This is a genomic window from Corynebacterium sp. TAE3-ERU2, from assembly GCF_019209955.1.
Taxonomy (GTDB): domain Bacteria; phylum Actinomycetota; class Actinomycetes; order Mycobacteriales; family Mycobacteriaceae; genus Corynebacterium; species Corynebacterium megadyptis.
The window spans coordinates 501436-523999 of record NZ_JAHUTL010000001.1; the positions used below are offsets into that span (position 1 = coordinate 501436).

The 22564-nt window shown below is 62.1% G+C and carries 18 protein-coding genes and 1 tRNA gene; 5 read left to right on the plus strand and 14 right to left on the minus strand.

Translation table 11 applies throughout. The features are described from left to right. Nucleotides 1-6 precede the first annotated feature (6 nt). On the minus strand, nt 7-3084 hold the full coding sequence (locus tag KRX12_RS02190) for a translation initiation factor IF-2 N-terminal domain-containing protein (protein WP_218365550.1): 3078 nt from the start codon (nt 3082-3084) through the stop codon (nt 7-9). Nucleotides 3085-3372: 288 nt separating this feature from the next. Here KRX12_RS02190 and KRX12_RS02195 point away from each other — a divergent pair, with 288 nt between their 5' ends. After that, nucleotides 3373-4899: a Re/Si-specific NAD(P)(+) transhydrogenase subunit alpha gene (locus tag KRX12_RS02195; RefSeq protein ID WP_218365551.1), complete on the plus strand. Its 1527-nt coding sequence runs from the start codon at nt 3373-3375 to the stop codon at nt 4897-4899. A gap of 3 nt (nt 4900-4902) precedes the next feature. Then, nucleotides 4903-6348, plus strand: coding sequence for a Re/Si-specific NAD(P)(+) transhydrogenase subunit beta (gene pntB / locus KRX12_RS02200; protein ID WP_218364160.1), 1446 nt, complete (start codon nt 4903-4905; stop codon nt 6346-6348). 66 nt (nt 6349-6414) lie between these two features. Here pntB and ndk read toward each other — a convergent pair whose 3' ends face one another. The 8 genes from ndk to KRX12_RS02240 form a co-directional block, all read right to left on the minus strand. Further along, nucleotides 6415-6825 (minus strand): nucleoside-diphosphate kinase, encoded by a 411-nt coding sequence (gene ndk, locus KRX12_RS02205; protein WP_151529114.1) that lies wholly within the window; start codon nt 6823-6825, stop codon nt 6415-6417. 69 nt (nt 6826-6894) lie between these two features. Then, the gene (locus KRX12_RS02210; protein WP_218365552.1) at nt 6895-7209 is read right to left on the minus strand and encodes a hypothetical protein; all 315 of its coding nucleotides are present in this window, start codon (nt 7207-7209) and stop codon (nt 6895-6897) included. Next, nucleotides 7202-7507 carry a hypothetical protein gene (locus KRX12_RS02215; RefSeq protein WP_218364162.1) on the minus strand — a complete coding sequence of 102 codons (306 nt, stop codon included), beginning with the start codon at nt 7505-7507 and terminating at the stop codon, nt 7202-7204. The genes KRX12_RS02210 and KRX12_RS02215 overlap by 8 nt, the downstream gene beginning before the upstream one ends. A gap of 14 nt (nt 7508-7521) precedes the next feature. Beyond that, nucleotides 7522-7938, minus strand: coding sequence for a DUF4233 domain-containing protein (locus KRX12_RS02220; RefSeq protein ID WP_218364163.1), 417 nt, complete (start codon nt 7936-7938; stop codon nt 7522-7524). Further along, on the minus strand, nt 7935-9428 hold the full coding sequence (locus KRX12_RS02225; RefSeq protein ID WP_218364164.1) for a folylpolyglutamate synthase/dihydrofolate synthase family protein: 1494 nt from the start codon (nt 9426-9428) through the stop codon (nt 7935-7937). Before KRX12_RS02225 ends, KRX12_RS02220 begins: the two co-directional genes overlap by 4 nt. Beyond that, the gene (locus KRX12_RS02230) at nt 9425-12100 is read right to left on the minus strand and encodes a valine--tRNA ligase (protein ID WP_218365553.1); all 2676 of its coding nucleotides are present in this window, start codon (nt 12098-12100) and stop codon (nt 9425-9427) included. Before KRX12_RS02230 ends, KRX12_RS02225 begins: the two co-directional genes overlap by 4 nt. Nucleotides 12101-12185: 85 nt before the next feature. Beyond that, entirely contained in the window at nt 12186-12518 is a 333-nt protein-coding gene (locus KRX12_RS02235) for a helix-turn-helix transcriptional regulator (RefSeq protein WP_151640884.1), read from the minus strand. Nucleotides 12519-12659: 141 nt separating this feature from the next. Beyond that, entirely contained in the window at nt 12660-13640 is a 981-nt protein-coding gene (locus tag KRX12_RS02240) for a malate dehydrogenase (RefSeq protein WP_218365554.1), read from the minus strand. A gap of 477 nt (nt 13641-14117) precedes the next feature. Here KRX12_RS02240 and KRX12_RS02245 point away from each other — a divergent pair, with 477 nt between their 5' ends. Beyond that, nucleotides 14118-15005, plus strand: a complete 888-nt coding sequence (locus KRX12_RS02245) for a TetR/AcrR family transcriptional regulator (RefSeq protein WP_151549331.1) — start codon at nt 14118-14120, stop codon at nt 15003-15005. A gap of 115 nt (nt 15006-15120) precedes the next feature. Here the strand turns inward: KRX12_RS02245 and clpX are convergent, their stop codons facing one another. Continuing rightward, nucleotides 15121-16395 carry an ATP-dependent Clp protease ATP-binding subunit ClpX gene (clpX, locus tag KRX12_RS02250; protein WP_218365555.1) on the minus strand — a complete coding sequence of 425 codons (1275 nt, stop codon included), beginning with the start codon at nt 16393-16395 and terminating at the stop codon, nt 15121-15123. 460 nt (nt 16396-16855) lie between these two features. Between clpX and KRX12_RS02255 the strand changes: the two genes are divergently transcribed. After that, the gene (locus KRX12_RS02255; protein WP_218365556.1) at nt 16856-17488 is read left to right on the plus strand and encodes a YtxH domain-containing protein; all 633 of its coding nucleotides are present in this window, start codon (nt 16856-16858) and stop codon (nt 17486-17488) included. 219 nt (nt 17489-17707) lie between these two features. Here the strand turns inward: KRX12_RS02255 and KRX12_RS02260 are convergent, their stop codons facing one another. From KRX12_RS02260 to KRX12_RS02275, 4 genes are all read right to left on the minus strand, one after another. Then, the gene (locus KRX12_RS02260) at nt 17708-18322 is read right to left on the minus strand and encodes an ATP-dependent Clp protease proteolytic subunit (protein WP_018018933.1); all 615 of its coding nucleotides are present in this window, start codon (nt 18320-18322) and stop codon (nt 17708-17710) included. Nucleotides 18323-18352: 30 nt separating this feature from the next. Then, nucleotides 18353-18949, minus strand: coding sequence for an ATP-dependent Clp protease proteolytic subunit (locus KRX12_RS02265; RefSeq protein WP_151529103.1), 597 nt, complete (start codon nt 18947-18949; stop codon nt 18353-18355). A gap of 188 nt (nt 18950-19137) precedes the next feature. Further along, on the minus strand, nt 19138-20493 hold the full coding sequence (gene tig / locus KRX12_RS02270; protein WP_151529102.1) for a trigger factor: 1356 nt from the start codon (nt 20491-20493) through the stop codon (nt 19138-19140). A 182-nt stretch (nt 20494-20675) separates the two neighbouring features. Further along, nucleotides 20676-20749, minus strand: a tRNA-Pro gene (locus KRX12_RS02275). 829 nt (nt 20750-21578) lie between these two features. Between KRX12_RS02275 and KRX12_RS02280 the strand changes: the two genes are divergently transcribed. After that, nucleotides 21579-22562, plus strand: coding sequence for an ABC transporter permease (locus KRX12_RS02280; RefSeq protein WP_218365557.1), 984 nt, complete (start codon nt 21579-21581; stop codon nt 22560-22562). Nucleotides 22563-22564 lie beyond the last annotated feature (2 nt).

The following is a 22564-nucleotide window of genomic DNA, read 5'->3' on the forward strand; positions in this document are numbered from 1 at the left end:
AAACCGCTACTTTTTGTTTGTGCTCCGGCGTGTCGCGCGACGCCTCCGGCCCTTGCTTGTCGACGCCGCCTGGCGCTGCTCGGACTGGCGCTTCTCCGGCTGTCGCTTCTCGGACTGGCGCTTCTCCGGCGCCTGCTCCTTCGCGGGTGCCTGCTCCGCACGGCTGTTCTTGCGCACCACCCGGCGACGACCACGTCGGCGCCGCGGGGAGGAGTCCTCGGACTCGTCCTTATCCGCCTGCTGCTGCGACTCGGGGGCCGGCTCAGACTGCGGTGCGGGGCTACGGTTCTCCTCGGAGCGAGCGCCCCGCGTGGAGCTACGGCGCCTGCCGCCGCGGCTACGCCGCGAGGACTGGCGACGGGAACCATCACCGGAGTCGCGTGAGTCACGCGACTCCGCTGCGTCCTCGGTCTCCTCGGCCTTGTCAGCGCTGGGCTGGGCAGGCTCGAAGTCCTCGCGCTTGGGCGCGTGATCCGAGCGGGAGTTCCCGCGGGTAGCGCGCTTGCGGCGCGGGGAGCGTTCGAACTCCGCCATAGCCTCGTCGAAGCTGGCCGGGGTGTAGTCCGCACCCGAGGGCTCGTCCGGGTCTTCCGCATCGGCGGTGTGAACCGCCTTGGCGGCGATGGCCTGTACATCCTCGGCGCTGCTCTCTTCGGAGCGCTTCTTCTCGGAACGCTTCTTCTTGGCCGGCTCCTCAGCTTGGGCAGAGTCCTTATTATCAGCAGAACGCTTCGTGTTCGTGCGCTTGGTGCTGCGGCGACGGCCGCGGCGCTGACGCTTCTCGGATTTCTCTTCGCGCTCAGCGTTCTCCGCCGAGTCCTCCGCGTTATCCGCTTGGGAATTGAGCGAGATGACGGCGTCGGCAAGCTCCTCGATGCTCTTCTCCGACTCCTCCTCGCGGTGCATCGCGAGGGCTGCGGGGTGCGAAGCCGGATCGTGGGAGGAGTGCTTCTTGTCCTGCTTGTCGTTCTTCTCGTTCTTCTCACGACGCTCGGAGCGATCGGACTTCTCGCCCTTATCGCCGCGGCGGCGCGGCTTGCGCGTCGGCTGCTCGCTCTGCTCGACCGGGTCGGTGTGAATAATCAGGCCACGGCCATCGCAGTGCTCACACTCGGTGGCAAAGGTATCGAGCAGCCCGGTACCCAGCTTCTTGCGGGTCATCTGCACCAGACCCAGCGAGGTCACCTCGGACACCTGGTGGCGGGTACGGTCCCGGCCCAGTGCCTCCTTGAGGCGGCGCAGCACGAGATCCTGGTTCTCGGGCAGGACCATATCGATGAAGTCCACCACGATCATGCCGCCGAGGTCACGCAGGCGCATTTGGCGCACGATCTCCTCCGCAGCCTCGAGGTTGTTCTGGGTGACGGTCTCCTCAAGATTGCCGCCGGTGCCGGTGAACTTTCCGGTGTTCACATCCACCACGGTCATGGCTTCGGTGCGATCGATCACCAGGGTGCCGCCAGACGGCAGCCACACCTTGCGGGAGAGGGCCTTGGAGAGCTGCTCATCCACGCGGTAGTGCTCGAAGGCATCCACCCCACCGTGTTTGTTGGGGTCATACTTTTCCATGCGATCCTCCAGATCGGAGGCCACGGAGTGCACATAGGCGTAGACGGTATTCCACGCCTTCGAACCATCCACCACGAGGTGGGAGAAGTCTTCATTGAAGAGGTCGCGGATCACCTTCACCAGCATGTTGGGCTCTTCATACATGGCGACCGGCTTCGCACCCTTAGAGGACTTCTCCTTCTTGGTGCGCTCATCGATCTGCTCCCACTGGGCGTGCAGGCGGGCCACATCAGCAGCGATGGCCTCCTCGCTCACCCCTTCCGCAGCGGTGCGGATGATGGCCCCACCCTGCTCGGGAACAACGCGCTTGAGAATGTCCTTCAGCCGTGCCCGCTCCGGGGCGGGCAGCTTGCGGGAAATACCTGCGGTACGACCACCCGGGACATACACCAAGAATCGACCGGCCAGCGAGATCTGGGTGGAGAGGCGTGCACCCTTGTGCCCGATCGGGTCCTTCACCACCTGCACGAGCACCTGATCGCCGCTCTTGAGAGCGTGTTCGATGGTGCGACGACGCCCGCCGAGACCAGCGGCGCGCCAATCCACCTCACCGGCGTAGAGCACACCATTGCGGCCCTTGCCGATGTCGATGAACGCGGCCTCCATGCTGGGCAGCACATTTTGGACGCGGCCCAGATAGATATTGCCCACCATCGAGGACTGGGTATCGGAGGTCACGAAATGTTCCACCAGCATGCCGTCTTCCAGCACGCCCACCTGCGTCACCCGTCCTGGGTGATCGGTGCGTTCCTTCTCCCGCACCACCATGGTGCGCTCCACGGACTCGCGGCGCGCCAGGAACTCGGCCTCGCTGACGATATGGCGTTCATTCTTGCGCGCTTCTCGACGCTCACTCCGGCGGCGACGCTGCGCCTCCAAACGGGTCGAGCCCTTGATGGCCTTGGGCTCATCAATCGGTTCGGGATCGGCGTCCTTCTGCGGCGACTTCTTGGACTTTGCCGGCTTATCCTCGCGCTTGTCCTCATTCGACTTGCGGGACTTGCGCTCGCGCGGCTTGTCCTCGCGACGCGGCTTCTCCTTCTCCGCGGCCGGTGCGTCCTCCTCCGGGGTGGCGGCGTCGACGGCGGGAGGGATGAACAGCGGCATGGGCGCTGCTGCGGCGGAGGGATCCTCCGGCGCTGGGGTGATCTCGGGGACGATCTCCTCGAGGAGCTCCTCAGAGGCATAGCTCGCGAGCTGCTTGTCCACCTTTTCTTCGATCTGGCTGATCTCGTTTTTCACGTTGTTTTCCACGCGCTTACGGATCCGCACCTCCGGGGATTCCTCCCCGTTCTCGGGCTCCGGACCTGGGGTGTCGCTGCGGAGGGCCTCGAGCAGCTGGGCGGCCTCGTCCTTGGTGAGCGAGGACTGCGCCACCTTGACCAGTCCGATCTTGTCCAGCTCAATGATGAGTTCCTTGGAGCTCATTCCCAGCATCTTCGCCATGGCAAAGACTCGGGTTCGCTCCCCCAGCTGGTTGATATCAAGTTCAGTTGTGTTGGGCTTTTCGGCCACGTTCTACTCCTTTATGCGAATCCGCGAGGGAGCTCTGCTCGACCACGCGCGATTCAGATGGGGATGAAAGTTCGGTGTGAAGTTATTGCTTGGTGAAATCTCCGTCTTCCTATTGTGGCACATCCCCGAGCCCACCCTTGGAGTTAGACCGGCCCGGCGTTGCAGATCGCCCGAACCGAACACATGTGTGGCAGGTAACACAGCTAGCGGGGTAGGGATCCCCTTCACGCCCGCGTTAATCTAAAGAGAAATTCAACACGTTGCATCAAGGTGAGGAGAAACAGCGTCATGCTGATAGGTATCCCGCGGGAGACCGATCCCGCACAGCCCCTCGTCTCCGCCACCCCTGATACCGTCGCCAAGCTCTTAAAAAAGGGTTTTGAGGTGCAGGTTCAGCGGGGCGCCGGTGTGGCCAGCGCCTATCCGGACGAGCTGTATGAGCAGGCTGGGGCACAGCTGGTGGGAGAGGACGTCTGGCATGCAGACATCGTCACGTGTCTCGATACCCCGGACAAAGAATCACTCAGCGCCCTGCGGTCGGGGGCCACGCTCATCGCCCGCATGGACCCCGCCCGCAATGAGGATGTACTGACGTATCTGAGCGAACGCGGCATCACCGCGCTCGCTATGGACGCTATTCCCCGCATCTCTCGCGCCCAGTCCATGGATGTCCTCTCCTCCATGGCCAATATTGCCGGCTATCGCGCCGTGATTGAGGCGGCCACCGCCTTTGGCCGGCTCTTCACCGGCCAAGTCACCGCCGCCGGTAAGATGCCGCCGGCCACCGTCTACGTCATCGGCGCGGGCGTGGCGGGGCTTGCCGCTATCGGCACCGCCCACTCGATGGGCGCAATTGTGCGCGCTACTGATCTGCGCCCCGAAACGGCCGAACAAGTGGAGTCCATGGGGGCAGAGTTTGTGCCCATCCCCGTGGCTGCGGAGACCTCCACGGATGGCTATGCCAAGGAGATGACCTCCGCCCAGGCCGAGGCCGCCGCTCAGCTCTACGCCCGCGAAGCCGCCGGCGCCGATATCGTCATTACCACCGCCAGCATCCCGGGCCGGCGCGCCCCTATCCTGCTGCGGGGTGAGGATGTGGCACAGATGGCTCCCGGCAGTGTGATCGTGGATATGGCCGCCGCCAGTGGCGGCAACTGCGAGCTCACCCGCCCCGGTGAGGTTGTGACCACAGCCGGCGGGGTCACCATCTTAGGCTTCAAGGATCTCGCGGGCCGCCTGCCCGCGCAGGCCAGCCAGCTCTATGGCCAAAATATCGTCAATCTCCTCGGCCTGCTCTGCCCCGAGCGCAACGGCCAGATTGCCTTGGATCTTGAGGATGAGATTATCCGCGCCATCACCGTCACTCACGACAACCAGATCTACTGGCCGCCGCCTCCGGTAACGGTATCCCACACGCCGCAGGCGCCCGCAGCGGAACCGGCGCCAGCAGAACCTGCAGAAGAACCGAAGACGGCGTCTTCTCGCCTCTGGTATCTCCTCGGCGCGGTGGCGGCAGTGGCATTAGTACTGTCGAGTCCACTCGCGGTGGCCTCGCACTATATCGTGCTGCTGCTCGCGATCGTGGTGGGCTTTTATGTGATCACCGCAGTCACACACTCGCTGCACACACCACTGATGAGTGAGACCAATGCGATCTCCGGCATTGTGATTCTCGGCGCGATCCTGCAAGTGGGATCCACGAATGTGCTGGTATCGGCCTTGTCCTTTGTGGCCATCATGGTGGCCTCGATCAATATTTTCGGCGGGTTCCACGTGACCTCCCGCATGCTCACCATGTTCCGGCAGGAGGGGTAGACAATGGATAGCGCACTTCTTATCGAACGCATCACTCAGGTCGCGTATCTGGCGGCGGCGCTGCTCTTTATTCTCGCGCTCGCGGGACTATCGCGACAAAGCACCGCGGCCCGCGGTAATCGCTTCGGCGCCCTCGGCATGGCCATTGCGGTACTTGCCACCATCGCCCAGGCACTGATGAACTCCACCGCCGACCCCGTCCACTACCGCTCTCCCGTGGTCACGCTGCTGCTGGTGGTCCTGGCCATGGCGCTCGGCGGGCTCATCGGCTGGGTACGGGCGAATAAGGTGGAGATGACCGGCATGCCCGAGCTCATCGCCGCCCTGCACAGCTTCGTGGGTCTCGCCGCGGTGCTCATCGGATTCAATTCCTACCTGCACGCCCATGCCGTGCCCGCGGATATGCTGGGCTTCCACTTGGGCGAGGTGAGCGTGGGCATCTTTATCGGTGCCGTCACCTTCACCGGCTCCATCGTGGCCTATCTCAAGCTCTCCGCACGCATGAAGGGTGCACCGCTGGAGCTGCCCGGCCGCAATATGATCAACCTCGCGATCGTGGTACTCGCGCTGCTGGCGACGGTGGTATTTATCCGCATCGGCGAGTCCCACTCGGTGTGGGCATGGATGGCGCTGCTGCTGGTGACCATCCTCGCGCTCATCCTCGGCCTGCACTTGGTGGCAGCGATCGGCGGCGGCGATATGCCCGTGGTGGTGTCCATGCTCAACTCCTACTCGGGATGGGCGGCCGCAGCCGCCGGCTTCATGCTGAGCAATAACCTGCTCATTATTGTCGGTGCGCTCGTCGGTTCCTCTGGTGCCTATCTCTCCTACATCATGTGTCAGGCGATGAATCGCTCCTTCATCTCGGTGATCCTCGGCGGTTTTGGTGCCGAATCGGCCAGCTCTGGGGCGCAGCAGGACATGGGTGCACATACGGAAACCACCCCCGAGGAGGTGGCGCAGCTGCTGGCCACGGCACGCACAGTGATGATCACCCCGGGCTATGGCATGGCGGTGGCCCAAGCCCAGTACCCGGTGGCCGCGCTCACCGCTGCCCTGCGGGAGCGTGGCGTGGAGGTACGCTTCGGCATTCACCCCGTGGCGGGGCGTCTACCCGGGCATATGAACGTCCTTCTCGCCGAGGCCAAGGTGCCCTATGACATCGTGCTGGAGATGGACGAAGTCAATGATGACTTCGCTGATGTGGATGTGGTGTTGGTGATCGGCGCTAATGACACCGTCAATCCCATTGCTTATGAGCCGGGCTCCCCGATTGCCGGCATGCCGGTGCTCAAAGTATGGGAGGCACAACGGGTGGTGGTATTCAAACGCTCCATGGGCGCCGGCTACGCCGGAGTGCCCAATCCGCTGTTCTACAAAGACAACACCGATATGCTGCTCGGCGATGCCCGGGCGTCGGTGGAGGCCATCCGCGCTGCACTGGATTAGCCCGCATACGCCAACAGCCCTTCCCGCCAAGCGGCGGGGAGGGCTGTTATGTATGAAGCGCGGGGTTTAGAGGTTCGGGAACCAGATGGAGATCTCACGCTCGGCGGACTCGGGAGAGTCGGAGCCGTGCACCACGTTCTCGGCTACCTCCAGGGCGTAGTCGCCGCGGATGGAGCCCGGGGCGGCCTTGGACACCGGATCGGTGCCGCCGGCCAGCTGGCGCCATGCCTCGATGGCGCGGGGCCCCTCCACCACACCAGCGATCAGCGGTGCGGAGGTGATGAAGTCCACCAGCTCGCCGAAGAAAGGCTTATCGGAGTGCTCGGCATAGTGCTTCTCGGCGGTCTCCTTATCGGCGACGCGCAGATCCAGTGCCGCGAACTTCAGGCCTTTGCGCTCGATACGGGCGATAATCTCGCCCACCAGTCCACGGTTCACACCGTCGGGCTTAATCAGGATGAGTGTACGTTCAGTCATGGTTTCCTACTCTAATGCACCAAGATCGCGCGCGGGCAGAATCCTCCCCAACGCCGGCGTGAATGCAGGTCAGAGCCCGTCGACGTAGTCGATGGCCTCTTGGAGGGTGACCCGGCGGTCATAGCGCCGCACCTGTTTGACGGCCGCCGCGGTGTCCGTGGCTTTGAGTTCACGCACATGCCGACGCTGCTCGACGCCGAGCTCCACGGGGCGCGGGTTCTTCGCCCGGGTGTACTGCGACCAGGAGGTGACCGCGAAGATCACCAGCAGGATGAGGCTGGCGATAAACATCCAGCCACCGAAGTTGCCGTCGATAAGCATGAGCACCACCCCGATGGCAGTGATGACTACTCCGAGGAGGCTGATGATTATTTCTTTATTCATGTCGCTCCTTATCGAGGGCGGCTTTGACCGCCTTGGCCCCGGCGCCGGGAAACCAATACGCGAGCCGGGTGGCCGCGGCGGGATCGTCGAGCTCTGCCAGCTGCTTCCGCTGCGGCCGAGACAGCCGGATGATGCCGCGCTGCTCTTCTCGGCGATGCCGCGTCCATGCGGCGAGTATCACCGGCATGAGCACCAATAACGCCAGGGTAATGAGGGGATGCGCCCCGAGCAGCGAGGCGCCCACGATCAGCGCCGATAGGCCGATGAGCTGATAGAGATCGCGTTGGGAATTACGCATAGGTCTTCCCCGCTTTAGGTGTGCTGGCTGGCGAGATAGCCGCGCCGCATCCGCTCAAGAATGTTCTTGCGCAGGTAGAATACATAGGCCCACACCACGATGAAGACCACGGCCATGATGCCCATGGACACGTGCACGATAATCCCTGCCAGGGCGAAGATTTGGAGCACCCAAATGGCGGGCAGCGCCCAGCGGGCTTTCATCATGAAGGCCAGCACCATATGCGCCACGCCGACCGCGCTCACATACACCCAGTTGAAAGTGGTCCAATAGGAGCCGCCATCCACGCGCAGGATCACGGTGAGTACCAGCAGCAAAGAGATGGACTCCATGCTCAAAATGCCCGCCATCACCCCGCGCAGACCCTTCATGGGGTCTTTATCGGGGGCATGGCCTGGACCGAGGGGACCATATTCCACGTTCTTGCTCATGTTGGTTCCTTTCCAAACAGGGCGCGGGCCTCCCCGGCGGTGACCACCGATCCGGTAATCACCACACCGGAGCCAGAGACCATCTCCCCTACCTCGCCGGTGTCTTCGGCCAACTCGATGGCTAGCTCGACGGCGGTGGGCAGCTGCTCGGCCACATGCACGCGCTCTTCCCCGAAGATTTCGCGGGCGATCTCCGCGAGCTCATAGACATCGCTGGCCCGCGGCGAGGTGTTCTGGGTAATAACCACCTCATCCAGCACCGGCTCGACCGCCTGCATCAGGCCGCGGGCGTCCTTATCTCCGAGAATCCCGAGCACGCCGACGAGGCGGCGGAAGTTGAAGTCGCGGTCGAGTGCCTGGGCCAGTGCTGCCGCGCCGTGCGGGTTGTGGGTGGCATCGACGAACACGCTCGGGGTGGAGCGCACGCGCTCCAAACGGCCAGGGGAGCTGACCGTGCCGAAGCCCTCGCGCACCGTGTTCAGATCGAGGGGGCGTCCCGGACCGGCGCCGAAGAATGCCTCCACGGCGGCCAGAGCGCAGGCAGCATTGTGTGCCATGTGTGCACCCGAGAGCGGCAGGAAAATATCCTCATAATCCCCAGCTAGGCCGCGGATGCTGATGTCTTGGCCGCCCACCGCCACGGTGGAGCTGAGTACGCCGCACTCGTGGCCATAGCGGGCCACGGCGGCATCGGATTCCACGGCGCGGTGCAGCACCACGTCCATCGCCGCCGGCTCCTGATTGCCCACGACCACCACATTATCGGGCGGGGTGAGTAGATCGGAGGCATCCCAGCGGGGCTTGATGATGCCAGCTTTTTCCGCGGCGATCTCCTCGAGGGTGTCGCCGAGATAGTCCGTGTGATCGACCCCGATGGGCATAATCACGGCCACATCCGCGTTGATCACGTTGGTGGCATCCCAGCGGCCGCCCATGCCCACTTCCACCACGGCGACGTCCACGGGGGCGTCGGCGAAGGCGGCGTAGGCCATGGCGGTGAGCACCTCGAACTTGGACATGGGCACCTCCGAGGAGGCGTCCACCATCTCCACGTAGGGCTTGATCTCCTCCCAGGTGCGCACATAGTCGCGCGGGTGGATCGGCTGGCCGTCGATGGCGATGCGCTCGGTCACCAGCTGCAGATGCGGGCTAGTGGTGCGGCCGGTACGCCGGTGGAACGCCCGCAGCAGGGATTCGATCATCCGCACCGTGGAGGTTTTACCATTGGTGCCCGCCACGTGAATGGTGGGATAGCTGCGCTGCGGCGAACCCAGCAGATCCATGAGCTTTTCGATGCGCTCCAGGCTGGGATCCAGCTTGGTTTCTGGCCAGCGCAGATCCAGCTCCGCCTCGCAGGCGGCGAGCGCCTGCATATCCGCAGGCGTGATCTCCTGGGATTCTGGCTGCTCTACCTCCTGGTTGACGTCGATAGGCAAACTCAACCCGGTCTCGGAGAGTTCTAGCTCTCCGAATTCTTCCTGATCCTTCATGAGAGCTGCTCAAGTCGCTTGCTAATGCGGTCGAACTCTTCGCGGGCCACCTGCTGGCGGGTGCGAATCTTCTCCACCACGGCCTCGGGGGCCTTGGCGAGGAAGTTCTCATTGCCCAGCTTCTTCGCGGTGGTCTCGAGTTCCTTCTCGGCGTTCTTCAGATCCTTTTCCAAGCGCTTGCGCTCGGCCGCAGTGTCCACGGTGCCGGAGGTATCGAGGTCCACGCTGACGGTGGCGGCGCTGAGGCGCACCTCCACGCTGGCGCTGGCATTGAAGCCCTCACCGGGGGCATCGAGGCGCGCCAGGGAGGTGATGATCTCGCGCTGGTTATCGAGGTCGGCGCGGGCAAAGTCCACCCGAGCCGGCACCTTCTGCGAGGGCTTGACGCCTTGATCGGAGCGGAAGCGGCGGATCTCGGTGATGAGCTTGACCGTATCGTCGATGCGGCGCTGCGCGGTCTCATCGCTGTCTCGCTCCTCGGCCTCCGGCCAGGAGGCGATCACGAGGCTCTCGCCATCAGTGAGCGCGGTCCACAGCACCTCGGTGACGAAGGGCATGGTGGGGTGCAGCAGCCGCAGCACGGTGTCGAGGGCGTGGCCCAGCACCCGCTGGGTGATGGCGCCACGGTGACGCTCGGCCTCGCTGGCGGTGTCGTTATCGCGCGGGATCTGCACCTTGGCGATCTCGAGGTACCAGTCGCAGAGCTCGTCCCAGGTGAAGTGGTAGAGCTCCTCATTCGCCTTCGCGAATTGATAGTCGTCGAGATAGCGATTGACGGTGCCCACCACCTCGTTGAGGCGGTCGAGGATCCACCGGTCGGCATCGCTCAGCTCGGCGCGTGCGGGCAGCTCGCCCACCTCGGCGCCATTCATCAGGGCGAAGCGGGTGGCGTTGAATAGCTTGGTGGAGAAGTTGCGGGCGCTCTGGGCGGCATCCTCACCCAGGGGCAAATCCACCCCAGGGTTGGCGCCGCGGGCAAGAGCGAAGCGCAGGGCATCGGCGCCGAAGCGCTCCACCCACTCCATCGGATCAATGCCATTGCCCAAAGACTTCGACATCTTGCGGCCACGCTCATCGCGCACCAGGCCGTGCAGGTAGAGGTCGCGGAAGGGAATCTGCGGACGCCCCTCCGCCGCGGTACCCAACTCGGTTTGGGTGGCGGCGAAGGTGCCGAACATCATCATGCGCGCCACCCAGAAGAAGAGGATGTCATAGGCGGTCACCAGCACCGAGGTGGGATAGAACTTGGCCAGCATCTCGGTATCGGCGGGCCAACCCATGGTGGAAAACGGCCACAGCGCCGAGCTGAACCAGGTGTCCAATACATCGGGGTCCTGCTCATAGCCGGCGGGGGCTTCCTCGCCTGGGCCGAGGCAGAGCACATCGCCCTCGGGGCCGTACCAGATGGGGATGCGATGCCCCCACCACAGCTGGCGGGAGATGCACCAATCGTGCATATTGTCGACCCACTCGAAGTAGCGCGGCTCCAAGGAGGTGGGGTGCACGGCGGTATCTCCCTCGCGGATCGCGTCGCCGGCCATGCGGGCCAGCTCCTCGACCTTCACCCACCACTGCTGGGACAGGCGCGGCTCGATCGGCTCGCCGCTGCGCTCGGAGTGGCCCACGGAGTGCACATAGGGCCGGATTTCCTTGACGATGCGTCCCTCGGCGGCGAGCGCCTCGCGCACGGCGACGCGGGCCTCTTCGCGGGTCAGGCCATCGAATTGGGTGCCGGTATCGGCGATGCGGCCCTTCTTGTCCATGATGATGGGCATGTCCAGATCGTGGCGCAGGCCCATCTCATAGTCATTGGGATCATGGGCCGGGGTGATCTTCACCGCGCCGGTACCGAACTCCGGGTCCACATAATCATCGGCGATGACCTGCAGGGAGAGATCATCACGGAAGGGGTGCGGCAGGGTGGTGCCGACGAGATCGCGGTAGCGCTCATCATCGGGGTGGACGGCCACGGCGACATCGCCGAGCATCGTCTCTACACGGGTGGTGGCCACAATGACGTGCGGCTCGGCATCGTCGAGGGAGCCATAGCGCATGGAGACGAGCTCGCCTTCCACGTCCTTGTACTCGACCTCGATATCGGACACGGCTGTCTCCAGCACCGGCGACCAGTTGACCAAGCGGTTCGCCCGGTAGATCATGCCGGCGTCATAGAGCTGCTTGAAGATGGTCTGTACCGCCTCGGACAGTCCCTCGTCCATGGTGAAGCGTTCCTTGGACCAATCCACGGAGTCACCGATGGCGCGCATCTGGCGGGTAATGGTGCCGCCGTATTGGCGCTTCCACTCCCAGACCTTCTCGACAAACTCCTCGCGGCTGTAGTCGAAGCGATCCTTGCCCTCGGTCTCCTTGAGCATCGCCTCCACCTTGGTCTGGGTGGCGATGCCCGCGTGGTCCATGCCCGGCAGCCACAGCACCTCATAGCCCTGCATGCGCTTGCGGCGCACGATGGAGTCCATCAGGGTGTGGTCGAGCGCGTGGCCCATGTGGAGCTGGCCGGTGACATTCGGCGGCGGCAGCACAATAGAAAACGGCGGCTTCTCGGAGGCCGGGTCCGCAGTAAAGTATCCGGCGTCTACCCACCGCTGGTAGAGCTCGGGTTCAACGGTCGATGGGTCCCAGCTTTGTGGAAGCTGCTCGCTGCGGTTGGCCATACGGGTTGGCACTCCCCCTTCAAGATAGAAGTCGTTCGTATTTCTCCCATCTTAGCCCGTCGCTTATCGACGCCCACCCGAGCCTTTAAGGCATGAGCAAACGAGCCAAATGGGCGAACTGCTCATCGCTGATGGTGTAGCGCACCCGCCGACCCTGCTGATAACGATGAATGAGCCCCACCTCGTGCAACTTCTTGAGGTGATGGCTCACTGTGGGCTGGGAAATCTCCAGAATCTCTTCCAATTGTGCCGAGGACATCGAGCTATCCGAGGCCACGAGAGAGAGCAGGCGCAGGCGGGTGGGATCACCCAAGACCTTGAAGGCTGCGGCAATGGCCGCGGACTCGTGTGGGGAGAGGTGGTGGCTATTGAGCGAGCGCTCAACCGGAAGCTCACTGGTGCGCGTCGGGGCGCTCATCTTAGTCCTCCTAATTTTAGGTTTGGCTAACTTTGTCTAATGTACATCGCCGCAGAAGGAGGAAGCAAGCAAAAACCGCCAGATCCCACATAAGGGAATCTGGCGGTAGCAGGAGTGCGCACCCGCTGGGGCGCACGAGGTTTAGAGCAGGCCGGCGTTCTCTACGGCGGCGCGCTCCCCGAGCAGCTCCTTGACGTTCGCGGCAATACGCTCAGCCTGGAACTCGGAGGTCTCGAGACCCTCGACGATCTTCCACTCACCGTTCTCACAGATGGTGGGCTGGCCGGCGAGGATGCCCTCGGGCACGCCATAGGCGCCGGTGCCCGGAACCGCGGCGGAGGCCCAGCTGCTGGTGCCGTTGATCCAGTCGTGCATGTGGTCAATGGCGGAGGAGGCAGCGGAGGCAGCGGAGGACTTGCCGCGCACCTCGATAATTTCTGCACCACGCTTGGCCACGCGCGGCACGAACTCGTTGACGTACCACTCGTGATCCACCAGATCGGAGACCTTCTCGCCATTCACGGTGGCGTAGGTGATGTCCGGGAACTGGGTGGCGGAGTGGTTGCCCCAGACGACCATGTTCTCGAAATCGGCGGAATCCTTGTCCAGCTTGGTGGCCAGCTGCGAAATGGAACGGTTGTGATCCAGGCGCATCATGGCGTTGAAGCGCTCGTGGGGCACGTCCTTGGCGGCAGACATGGCGATCAGGGCGTTGGTATTGGCCGGGTTGCCCACCACGAGCACGCGCACATCATCAGCGGCGTGATCGTTAATAGCCTTGCCCTGCGGGCCAAAGATCTTGCCATTGGCCTGCAGCAGCGCGGAGCGCTCCTCGCCCTTGCCGCGGGGCTTGGCGCCCACGAGGAACGCTGCGTTAGCGCCATCGAAGGCTACAGCGGCGTCATCGGTGATGTCGATGTTCTTCACCAGCGGGAAGGCGGAATCCAGCAGCTCCATGGCCACGCCCTCCGTGGCCTTGACGGCCTCAGGGATCTCGAGGAGCTTCAGCTCCACGGGAACATCCTTGCCGTAGACATCGCCGTTGGCGATGCGCCACAGCAGGGAGTAGGAGATCTGGCCGGCGGCACCGGTGACGACGATTTTCTTGGGGGACTGGGACATGATGTGGCCTTGCCCTTTCTTAGTAGAGTACTTTGAGCCCAGCATAGCGAGTCCGATCGTGTTTTGCTTGTTTGATTGCACACATCACATGTCTGAAATCTGGGATAATACCCACGGAAACACCACAAACTCGGAACTTTCCTGTCCGAACCCTTGCGTGTAGGCCAACAAAACGGGCATGGTGCTGGCCCCGCCGAGTGAGCGTCGATAAGCGAAAAAGTACGGATCTAACACCACACGCGGGTGAGGGAATTCCAACCCCTAAATGGTGTGACGAGCTTCGTACTCGCGGTCGGAAGAATATGCGGGTAGTACCATAATTTGGGGTGGAAAAGACGCCACCCCTGCCCGTTGTGCTTCACCGCGAGGAGCGTGAGGGCACGATTGAATAGTTGAAGGAACACCGCACGTGACGGCCGCACGACCCACCCAGAACGGACGTCAGTGGCCCGATCTCAAGGAGGATAACGCGCAATCATGACATCTGACTCCTCGCCCTATAAATACACCTCTGCGGACGCCGCGCAGTCCTCGGTGTATGCGGGAGAAGATCTCGCTCCCTTGAACTTCGAAGATGGCAGCATGCCACTACCCACCACCCCCGAGGCGGACTCCGCCGCGGCCACCGCCCCAGAGAATGAGGAGGGCGTCACTCCGGAGCATGTGGTGAAGGTAGCGCTGCGCACATTCGCCACGCACGGCTTCAAAGATTCCCGGCTCAAGGCCATCGCCAGCGAGTCCGGGATGTCCAAGCGCATGATCCACTATCACTTTGGCGATAAGCGCGGGCTGTATGTGCGGGTGATCCAGCGCGCCATCGCCGATCTGCGCCCAGTCATTGATGAACAGGCCCTCGAGACCGCCGTGCCGGTGGAGGGTATGCGCTCCATGGCGGAAGCGATCTATGACCAAATCACCGCGCACCCCCTGGCGGCACGGCTATTGGTGATGGAATCCCAGCAGAATCAGGCCAATATGGAGCTCTCCGGCCCCTTCGCGGATCAGTCCCAGGCGATGCTGCACATGGAGAAGCTGCTGATGCTCGGCCAGGATTCGGGAGCATTCCGGCCGGGAATTTCGGTGATCGATATCTACACCATCATCATCGCGCCCACGCTCATGCGCAGCACCTACTATTCCGCATACCTCAATCTCTACAACGTGAACCTCTTGTCCCAGGAGAATACCGAGGGCATGCGCCGCATGGCGGTGGATACTGTGCTGAGCTTCTTGACCTCCAATATGCAGTCCAGCGGCGGGATGAGCTATCTCAGCGCCGATGCCACCACGCATCTCAAGCACGACAATCAGGCCGGCGGCGAGGACATCTATTCCATGGAAGACAGCCTCTACGGCAGCTCTTAGGATCGGCGCTTATCGACGCCACCCTCCCCCAGCCATCCTCACACCAAAAAAGGCCAGCCCCTCGGGGCTGGCCTTAAATTGTCTGCCGCTAGGGCGCCACTAGGGCGCCGCGGTCTTAGGCAGTTTTTTCCGCGCCGTCTCCCTCTGCGGAGTATTCCGGCTCCTCTTCGCCACGGGCGGCGGGGCCGGTGATCGTGACGGTGGAGACATCCTCGCGATCTGGGACCGTGTACATGATCGGCACCAAAATCTCTTCCATAATTGCGCGCAGGCCGCGGGCGCCGGTCTTGCGCTCCAGGGCCTGATCGGCGATGGAGGCCAATGCCTCCTCCGTGAAGTGGAGGGACACCCCATCCATCTCGAAGAGCCGCTCATACTGCTTCACCAGGGCGTTGCGCGGCTCGGTGAGAACCTTCACCAACGCCTCGCGGTCGAGGTTGCCCACCGATGCCACGACGGGCAAACGGCCAATGAACTCGGGGATCAGCCCAAACTTCACCAGATCCTCCGGGCGCACCTCGGTGAAAATATTCTCCGTGGTCTCCGGCTTGAGGGAGCGCACCTCAGCACCGAAGCCCAAGCCCTTCTTACCGCGGCGCTCCTCGATCACCTTCTCCAAACCAGAGAATGCACCGGCCACGATGAAGAGAATATTAGAGGTATCCAGCTGGATGAACTCTTGGTTCGGGTGCTTGCGCCCACCCTGCGGTGGGATAGCAGCCACGGTGCCTTCCAGGATCTTCAACAGAGCCTGCTGCACGCCCTCGCCCGAGACATCGCGGGTGATGGAGGGGTTTTCGGACTTTCGCGAGATCTTGTCGATCTCATCGATGTAGATGATGCCCGTTTGCGCGCGATCCACATCAAATTCTGCGGCCTGCAGCAGCTTCAGCAGAATGTTCTCCACGTCCTCGCCCACATAGCCGGCCTCGGTGAGGGAGGTGGCGTCGGCGATAGCGAAGGGAACATTGAGCAACCGAGCCAAGGTTTGGGCGAGATAGGTCTTGCCCGAACCGGTGGGCCCCAACATGAGGATATTGGACTTGGCGATCTCCACCTCGTCCTCATCCATGGAGAAGGAGGCGCCGACCTGGCGCATGCGCTTGTAGTGGTTGTACACCGCCACAGCGAGAACCCGCTTGGCCTCGTCTTGCCCGATCACGTACTCATCAAGGAACTCCGCGATCTCCCGCGGGCGAGGCAGGCGGCTCTCCTCCGCCTCCTCTTGGGCGGCGGTATTGAGCTCCTCCTCGATGATCTCATTACACAGCTCGATGCACTCATCGCAGATGTAGACTCCGCCACCTGCAATGAGCTTTTTCACCTGCTTCTGGCTCTTTCCACAGAAGGAGCACTTCAACAGGTCAGCAGTCTCTTGCATATGTGCCATAAGCTGGAAAAACCCTCATTTAAGTCTCGTGTGTTGTGCGGCAGGAGCCGAGTGCGTCCTACCTACTCTAGCGCCTCCACCCCTAGGAGAGGCAGCGGCAGCGCCGAGCACACCATCCTTCAACCATTCTGCACCCGGAGCTATTCCTCACCCCGTGCACGGCCCCACCCCGCGGTGCCGATGGAACCTCCAGCAGGAAAGTATTAAGAAATGCAACCCTTTCTTTAACGTGATTTACATCTCCCCTTAATTGCAATTAAACACATTAAAAAGCAGGTCTCAGTGAAATATGGCGATTGTGCACCACTTCCATAATCGTCACATATCTATAACATTCTCAGATTTAATTTGATATTGGACGAATGGGCACTACAGTTAGGGCAGAAGGCCTGCTGCACAGCCTAACAGCCCAGCATGGCCCGATTTTCTCAACAAACCTATTTACTCAAGGAGTTAAATTATGCGTAAAAACACCCTGCGCACCGTTACCGCCATCGCTGGTTCCACCCTATTGCTTGGCCTTGCCGCCTGCTCTAGCGATGACGCCTCTGACGCCGTATCCGATGCCACCGATTCCGTCAGCTCTGCCGCCTCTGAGGTCAGCGACGCCGCCGGCGACGCCAAGGACGAGGCCGAGGATGCCGCTGGCGACGCCAAGGACAAGGCTGAGGATGCCGCTGGCGACGCCAAGGACAAGGCTGAGGATGCCATGGACGACGCCAAGGACGCTATGGACCACAAGGATGCCATGGATGTCGCCGAGGCTGACCTGCCCTCCGAGATCACCGAGGCCGCTGAGTCCTACGACATGTACGGCGAGAACGCCGGAGCTTTCGTCTCCGCTTATGAGCGCGACGGCGTGACCGTTGCCGAGTACGAGAACGCTGCCTTCGTCAAGAGCGACGCCGGCACCTACCCCGTCATCGGCGGTATGTGGAAGGTATGGCAGAACGAGGGCGGCCTGGACTCCGAGATCGGCGCCCCGACCGAGGCTGAGCGCGAGGTCGATGGCGGCTGGGAGCAGACCTTCACCGGCAAGACCATTCACATCATGCCGAATGAAGAAGGCACCTTCGTTGAGTCCTTCAGCTAATAGGCATTCGCTGAGCATCCACCTCCGCCGCTAGGCGGTCCCAGCTGGGTGCTCGCAACACAGCTCCCCTCCTCGCCTATGCGAGGAGGGGAGCTGTTGTCTGTGTGGTGCACGCGCGCTCCGGCAGCCGCCGCTGACGCCGCCACGCCATGACAACGGCGGGCGATACCCTCTGTCAGGGAAGGTATCGCCCGCCGTTGTGTGCAGGCTCTGGACGGACTAGCCGTTGAGCTTGCGGTAGTCGAAGACTTGGTCCACGATGCCGTAGTCCTTGGCCGCCTCGGCGGTGAGGATCTTATCGCGGTCGGTATCAATACGGATCTGCTCCGCGCTCTGACCGGTGTGACGGGCCAGCGTCTCCTCCATGAGGGTGCGCATGCGCTCGATCTCCGCAGCCTGGATCTCGAGATCCGAGACCTGGCCCTGAATGCCCTGGGTGGCGGGCTGGTGAATAAGCACGCGGGCATTCGGCAGCGCGGCACGCTTACCGGGGGCGCCGGCGGCGAGCAACACGGCGGCCGCGGACGCAGCCTGGCCGAGGCAGACGGTCGATACGTCGGGGCGGACGTACTGCATGGTGTCATAAATCGCCATCAGCGAGGTGAAGGATCCGCCGGGGCTATTGATGTACATGGTGATATCGCGGTCCGGGTCCTGCGACTCCAGCACCAGCAACTGCGCCATGATGTCATTGGCCGAGGTGTCATCCACCTGGGCGCCGAGGAAGATGATGCGCTCCTCGAAAAGCTTGTTATAAGGATTCGACTCCTTGGTGCCATAAGCGGACTGCTCAAGGAAGGACGGCAGGATATAGCGGGACTGTGGCATCTGCATAGTGAAAGGCTCCTTATTCGTGGGGGTGGATTAGTTATTAATAGCGCCCTTGGCGGACTCGATCACGTGATCCACGAAACCATAGTCCTTCGCCTGCTGGGCGGTGAACCAGCGGTCACGGTCGGAGTCTTTCACAATCTGCTCCACGGGCTGGCCGGTGTGCTCGGCGATGAGCTCGGCCATTTCCTTCTTGGTATAGGCGAACTGTTCCGCCTGAATAGCGATATCCGCCGCGGTGCCTCCCACGCCTGCGGAGGGCTGGTGCATCATGATGCGGGCGTGGGGCAAAGCGAAGCGCTTGCCCTTGGTGCCGGCAGAAAGCAGGAACTGCCCCATCGATGCCGCAAGGCCCATGCCATAGGTGGCAACGTCGCACGGGGCGTACTTCATGGTGTCGAAGATAGCCATGCCGGCGGTGACGGAACCACCAGGGCTATTGATGTAGAGGGAAATGTCCCGGTTAGGGTCCTCTGCCGAGAGCAACAAAATCTGGGCGCAGAGCTTGTTGGCAATCTCATCGTCCACCTGGCTTCCGAGGAAGATGATGCGCTCGCGGAGGAGGCGCTCAAAGACGGAGTCGCTCAGGTTGAGTCCTGCGGCTGCGTTGGTCATGTGTGGGGTGGTCATTGTTTCTCCTTTGAATCCCAATATCTCGTCACTTCAGGCTACCGCTGTGGCGGGAGCCGAGTCAGCTTTGTTCGCTCACAGCTTAGGGGTGTCTCCCACAGTGCCACGACGTACCGAAGAAAACGAAAGGCAGCACCGCACCCATGCGGTGCGGCACTGCCTCAAGGCTTTGCGCTGCAGTCTCGAATTTACTCGGACTCAGCTTCGGACTCGGACTCCGGCTCCTCATCGCCGAAGTACTGGGCCGGATCCACCTCGTTGCCCTCGGTGTCCTTAACGCTCACCTTGCAGATGGCCTCGGCGAGAGCCTTGCCGCGGCGCACATCAGCGAAGAGCGCGCCGAGCTGACCGGACTGCTGCAGCTGGCCGAAGAACTGGGCCGGCTCCATGCCGTAGCGCTGGGCGGTGAACATGATGTGATCGGACATCTCCTGCTCGGTGACCTCCGGCTCGAGCTCCTCGGCCAGACGGTCGAGGAAGAGCTGGTTGCGCACTGCATCCTCGGCGGAGTTGCGGGCGTCCTCGTCGAACTTCTCACGGCTGGTGCCCTGAGCCTCGAGGAGGGTGTCCAGGATCTTCTCGTCGCCGCCGACCTGCTGCAGCAGCTGGTCGCGCTGAGCCTTGACCTGCTCCTCGACGACGCCTTCCGGCAGCGGGAACTCGGACTGGGAGAGCGCTGCGGAGAGAACCTCATCGCGAATAGCGGCGGCCTGGCCGCCCTTGGCGTCCTCTTCCACCTTCTTCTCGAGGGACTCGCGGAGCTCCTCCACGGTGTCGAACTCAGAGGCCATCATGGCGAACTCATCGTCCACCTCGGGAAGCTCGCGCTCCTTGACGGACTGCAGGGTGACGGTGATCTCGCCCTGCTCGCCGGCGTGCTCGCCCATGTGCAGCTCGGACTCGAAGGTGGCGGACTCGCCAACGGAGAGACCGGTGAGGGCCTCGTCCAGACCCTTAATCAGGTCATCGGAACCGATGTTGTAGGACATGCCCTCGGTCTTGGAGTCCTCGATGACCTCGCCGTCGACCTCGGCGTGGAGGTCGATGCTCACGAAGTCACCCTCCTGAGCGGCGCGCTCCACGGTCTTGAGGGTGCCGAAACGGGAACGAAGCTCCTCGAGCTCCTTCTCCACAGCGGCGTCCTCTACCTTCAGCGGCGGCACCTCGACGTTAATGTCCTCGAAGGACGGGAGGGTGATCTCGGGGCGGACGTCCACCTCGGCGACGAACTCGACGAGCTCGCCGTCTTCGATCTTGGTGATGTCAATCTCGGGCTGGCCGAGCACCACGAGCTCATTTTCTTCCACAGCCTGGCTGTAGCGAGACGGCAGCATGTCATTAACAACCTGCTCGATCACGGGGCCGCGGCCGAAGCGGGCATCGATGAGCTGGCGGGGGGCCTTGCCCTTACGGAAACCGGGAACCTGCACCTGCTGCGCAATGGCCTTATAGGCCTGGTCGAACTCGGACGAGAGTTCCTCGAAGGGAACCTCAACCGTAACCTTAACGCGGGTGTCGTTCAGCTTTTCGACGGAACTCTTCACGAGTCACTCTCCTGAATTTTCTTACTGCGTACGATGATGATCTGTTATGTCTGAGGGCCCGTAGTAGCCGCGCTCTCTTGCGGTGTCACGTTGGTATTTCACCGGCTGAAGCGTAGTGCCCCTACGAGCCCTCATTGTCGATATACGTGGGAATCTCGCGCCGAAGCACTCGATACCCCTCGTCGGGACGACAGGATTTGAACCTGCGACCCCCTGCTCCCAAAGCAGGTGCGCTACCAAGCTGCGCCACGTCCCGTGTGTGTTGTACAAGCCCGATGCCCTCGAGCTCCTACGTAGTTTACAAGTACCAACACTACCCGCCCCGCACTAGGGTGCCCACTACCTACGTTTACCCCGCTAGAACAGCTTTTATCCCCTCGCATCGCGCAGCCGCCGCACCATATAACTGTGCCGTTTTCCCGCGCCAGACTCCACGCGCCCACACACCCAGCGCGCGCCATCGTCACCCACGCGGACCCAGCCACGTCACGCCATCGCCTCGCTGCTGAGAATTTACTAAGACGACCCTAATATTGCTCCCGACTCGTCTCACAGTGAGGGATAGACATCCCACGACCTCCGCCGCCCATCCCAACCCTTTCGGGGGTAGATTCTCGCCCCCAGCCCCACATTGCAGACACGACATCCCAGCCACCACACCCGCAGAAATAGAGACCGCTCGCCCGTGACCACTTCTTAGCGTTGCCTAAATTGACCCCGCCGGTGTCGGACACGGCCCCTAACCAGCAATCTTTCAACCCAGTTCAGAGCGCCTTTTCGGAAGCGACAAGCGGCGCGCGAGTCGCCGCCGCTAACTCTTAAGGGGGAGCAGATTAGGCATGGGGCGCCGCCACCACAGGCCCGCACGCATTCACCCCCTTGAAAATGAACTTTCCCCACACGCTTTGAATGTGGCAGTAGTCACTTTGGTGCTAATATCTTCCTAAGATACGTCAGCGGCTGTCTAGCATTTCCTGTAAGTCCGCGTGTGATCGACAGGATTCGATGTTCTTCGAGGGCATCACTGCAGCGGCCCGACGCTGCCCGACACCGGTACCAAAGCGACAATGAAGGGATGCGCCCCTATGGCGAAGTACCTACTAAAGAAGATCGCTGGTTGGTTCGCGATGATTTTCGTCGCGGTCAACATCACCTTCTTTTTGGCCTCCGCATTCCTCGACCCTCGGTCGAACTACGCAGGTAGGCGCCCAGCTATTCCGGAGGAGAGGATCGACGCCATCCTCGCCCCGAAAAATCTCAACGATAAGGACCCCATCCTGGAACGGTGGTGGACCTGGCTGACGGATATTTTGTTCCACTGGAACTGGGGCCTCTCCCCGCTCGGAGATTCAGTCAATGACGAGATTTCCTACCGCATCTGGGTGTCCGCACGACTTCTTCTGCTCGCCACCATCCTGTCCGTTCTCATTGGTGTGAGCATCGGCGTGTTCACGGCATCTCGCCAGTACAAGCCCGGCGATCGCTTCTTCCAGTTCTTCTCGATCGTCACCATGAACATCCACGTTGTCGTGGCATCGATCTTCTTTGTGTGGGCGGCTGTGAAGATCAACCAGCAGGCGGGAAAAACCATCTTCTACGTCACAGGGGCTTCATCAATCGGAGTCGAAGGCGTTATTCCGAAGGTTATTGACGCAGCCCAGCACCTCGCCCTGCCAACGATTTCGCTGGTGATCATCTCCTATGCGGGCTATCACTTCATGCAGCGCTCCATGCTGCTCGACAATATCGACGCCGACTATGTGCGCACAGCTCGCGCAAAGGGCATGACGCGCAACCAAGCTATCCGCCGCCACGCGCTGCGTACTTCCGCCATTCCGGTGGCAACGTCCGTGGCCTTCTCCATTACCGGCGTGTTCACCGGCGCGATCATGACCGAAACGATCTTCGCGTGGAACGGCATGGGCAAGTACTTCCTGCAGACCCTCAACAGCAATGACATCCATGGCACCGTGGCCGTGGCCGCTTTCGGAGCGCTCATGACCGCGATCGGCGCAATCCTTTCCGACATCCTGGTTGTCATTCTTGATCCTCGAGTGCGGGTGAACTAACA

Bases quoted from the DNA above. Each gene is read 5' to 3' on its own strand.
- KRX12_RS02195 (WP_218365551.1), top strand. From the start codon at position 3,373: ATGCTGATAGGTATCCCGCGGGAGACCGATCCCGCACAGCCCCTCGTC.
- pntB (WP_218364160.1), top strand. From the start codon at position 4,903: ATGGATAGCGCACTTCTTATCGAACGCATCACTCAGGTCGCGTATCTG.
- ndk (WP_151529114.1), bottom strand. From the start codon at position 6,825: ATGACTGAACGTACACTCATCCTGATTAAGCCCGACGGTGTGAACCGT.
- KRX12_RS02210 (WP_218365552.1), bottom strand. From the start codon at position 7,209: ATGAATAAAGAAATAATCATCAGCCTCCTCGGAGTAGTCATCACTGCC.
- KRX12_RS02215 (WP_218364162.1), bottom strand. From the start codon at position 7,507: ATGCGTAATTCCCAACGCGATCTCTATCAGCTCATCGGCCTATCGGCG.
- KRX12_RS02220 (WP_218364163.1), bottom strand. From the start codon at position 7,938: ATGAGCAAGAACGTGGAATATGGTCCCCTCGGTCCAGGCCATGCCCCC.
- KRX12_RS02225 (WP_218364164.1), bottom strand. From the start codon at position 9,428: ATGAAGGATCAGGAAGAATTCGGAGAGCTAGAACTCTCCGAGACCGGG.
- KRX12_RS02230 (WP_218365553.1), bottom strand. From the start codon at position 12,100: ATGGCCAACCGCAGCGAGCAGCTTCCACAAAGCTGGGACCCATCGACC.
- KRX12_RS02235 (WP_151640884.1), bottom strand. From the start codon at position 12,518: ATGAGCGCCCCGACGCGCACCAGTGAGCTTCCGGTTGAGCGCTCGCTC.
- KRX12_RS02240 (WP_218365554.1), bottom strand. From the start codon at position 13,640: ATGTCCCAGTCCCCCAAGAAAATCGTCGTCACCGGTGCCGCCGGCCAG.
- KRX12_RS02245 (WP_151549331.1), top strand. From the start codon at position 14,118: ATGACATCTGACTCCTCGCCCTATAAATACACCTCTGCGGACGCCGCG.
- clpX (WP_218365555.1), bottom strand. From the start codon at position 16,395: ATGGCACATATGCAAGAGACTGCTGACCTGTTGAAGTGCTCCTTCTGT.
- KRX12_RS02255 (WP_218365556.1), top strand. From the start codon at position 16,856: ATGCGTAAAAACACCCTGCGCACCGTTACCGCCATCGCTGGTTCCACC.
- KRX12_RS02260 (WP_018018933.1), bottom strand. From the start codon at position 18,322: ATGCAGATGCCACAGTCCCGCTATATCCTGCCGTCCTTCCTTGAGCAG.
- KRX12_RS02265 (WP_151529103.1), bottom strand. From the start codon at position 18,949: ATGACCACCCCACACATGACCAACGCAGCCGCAGGACTCAACCTGAGC.
- KRX12_RS02280 (WP_218365557.1), top strand. From the start codon at position 21,579: ATGGCGAAGTACCTACTAAAGAAGATCGCTGGTTGGTTCGCGATGATT.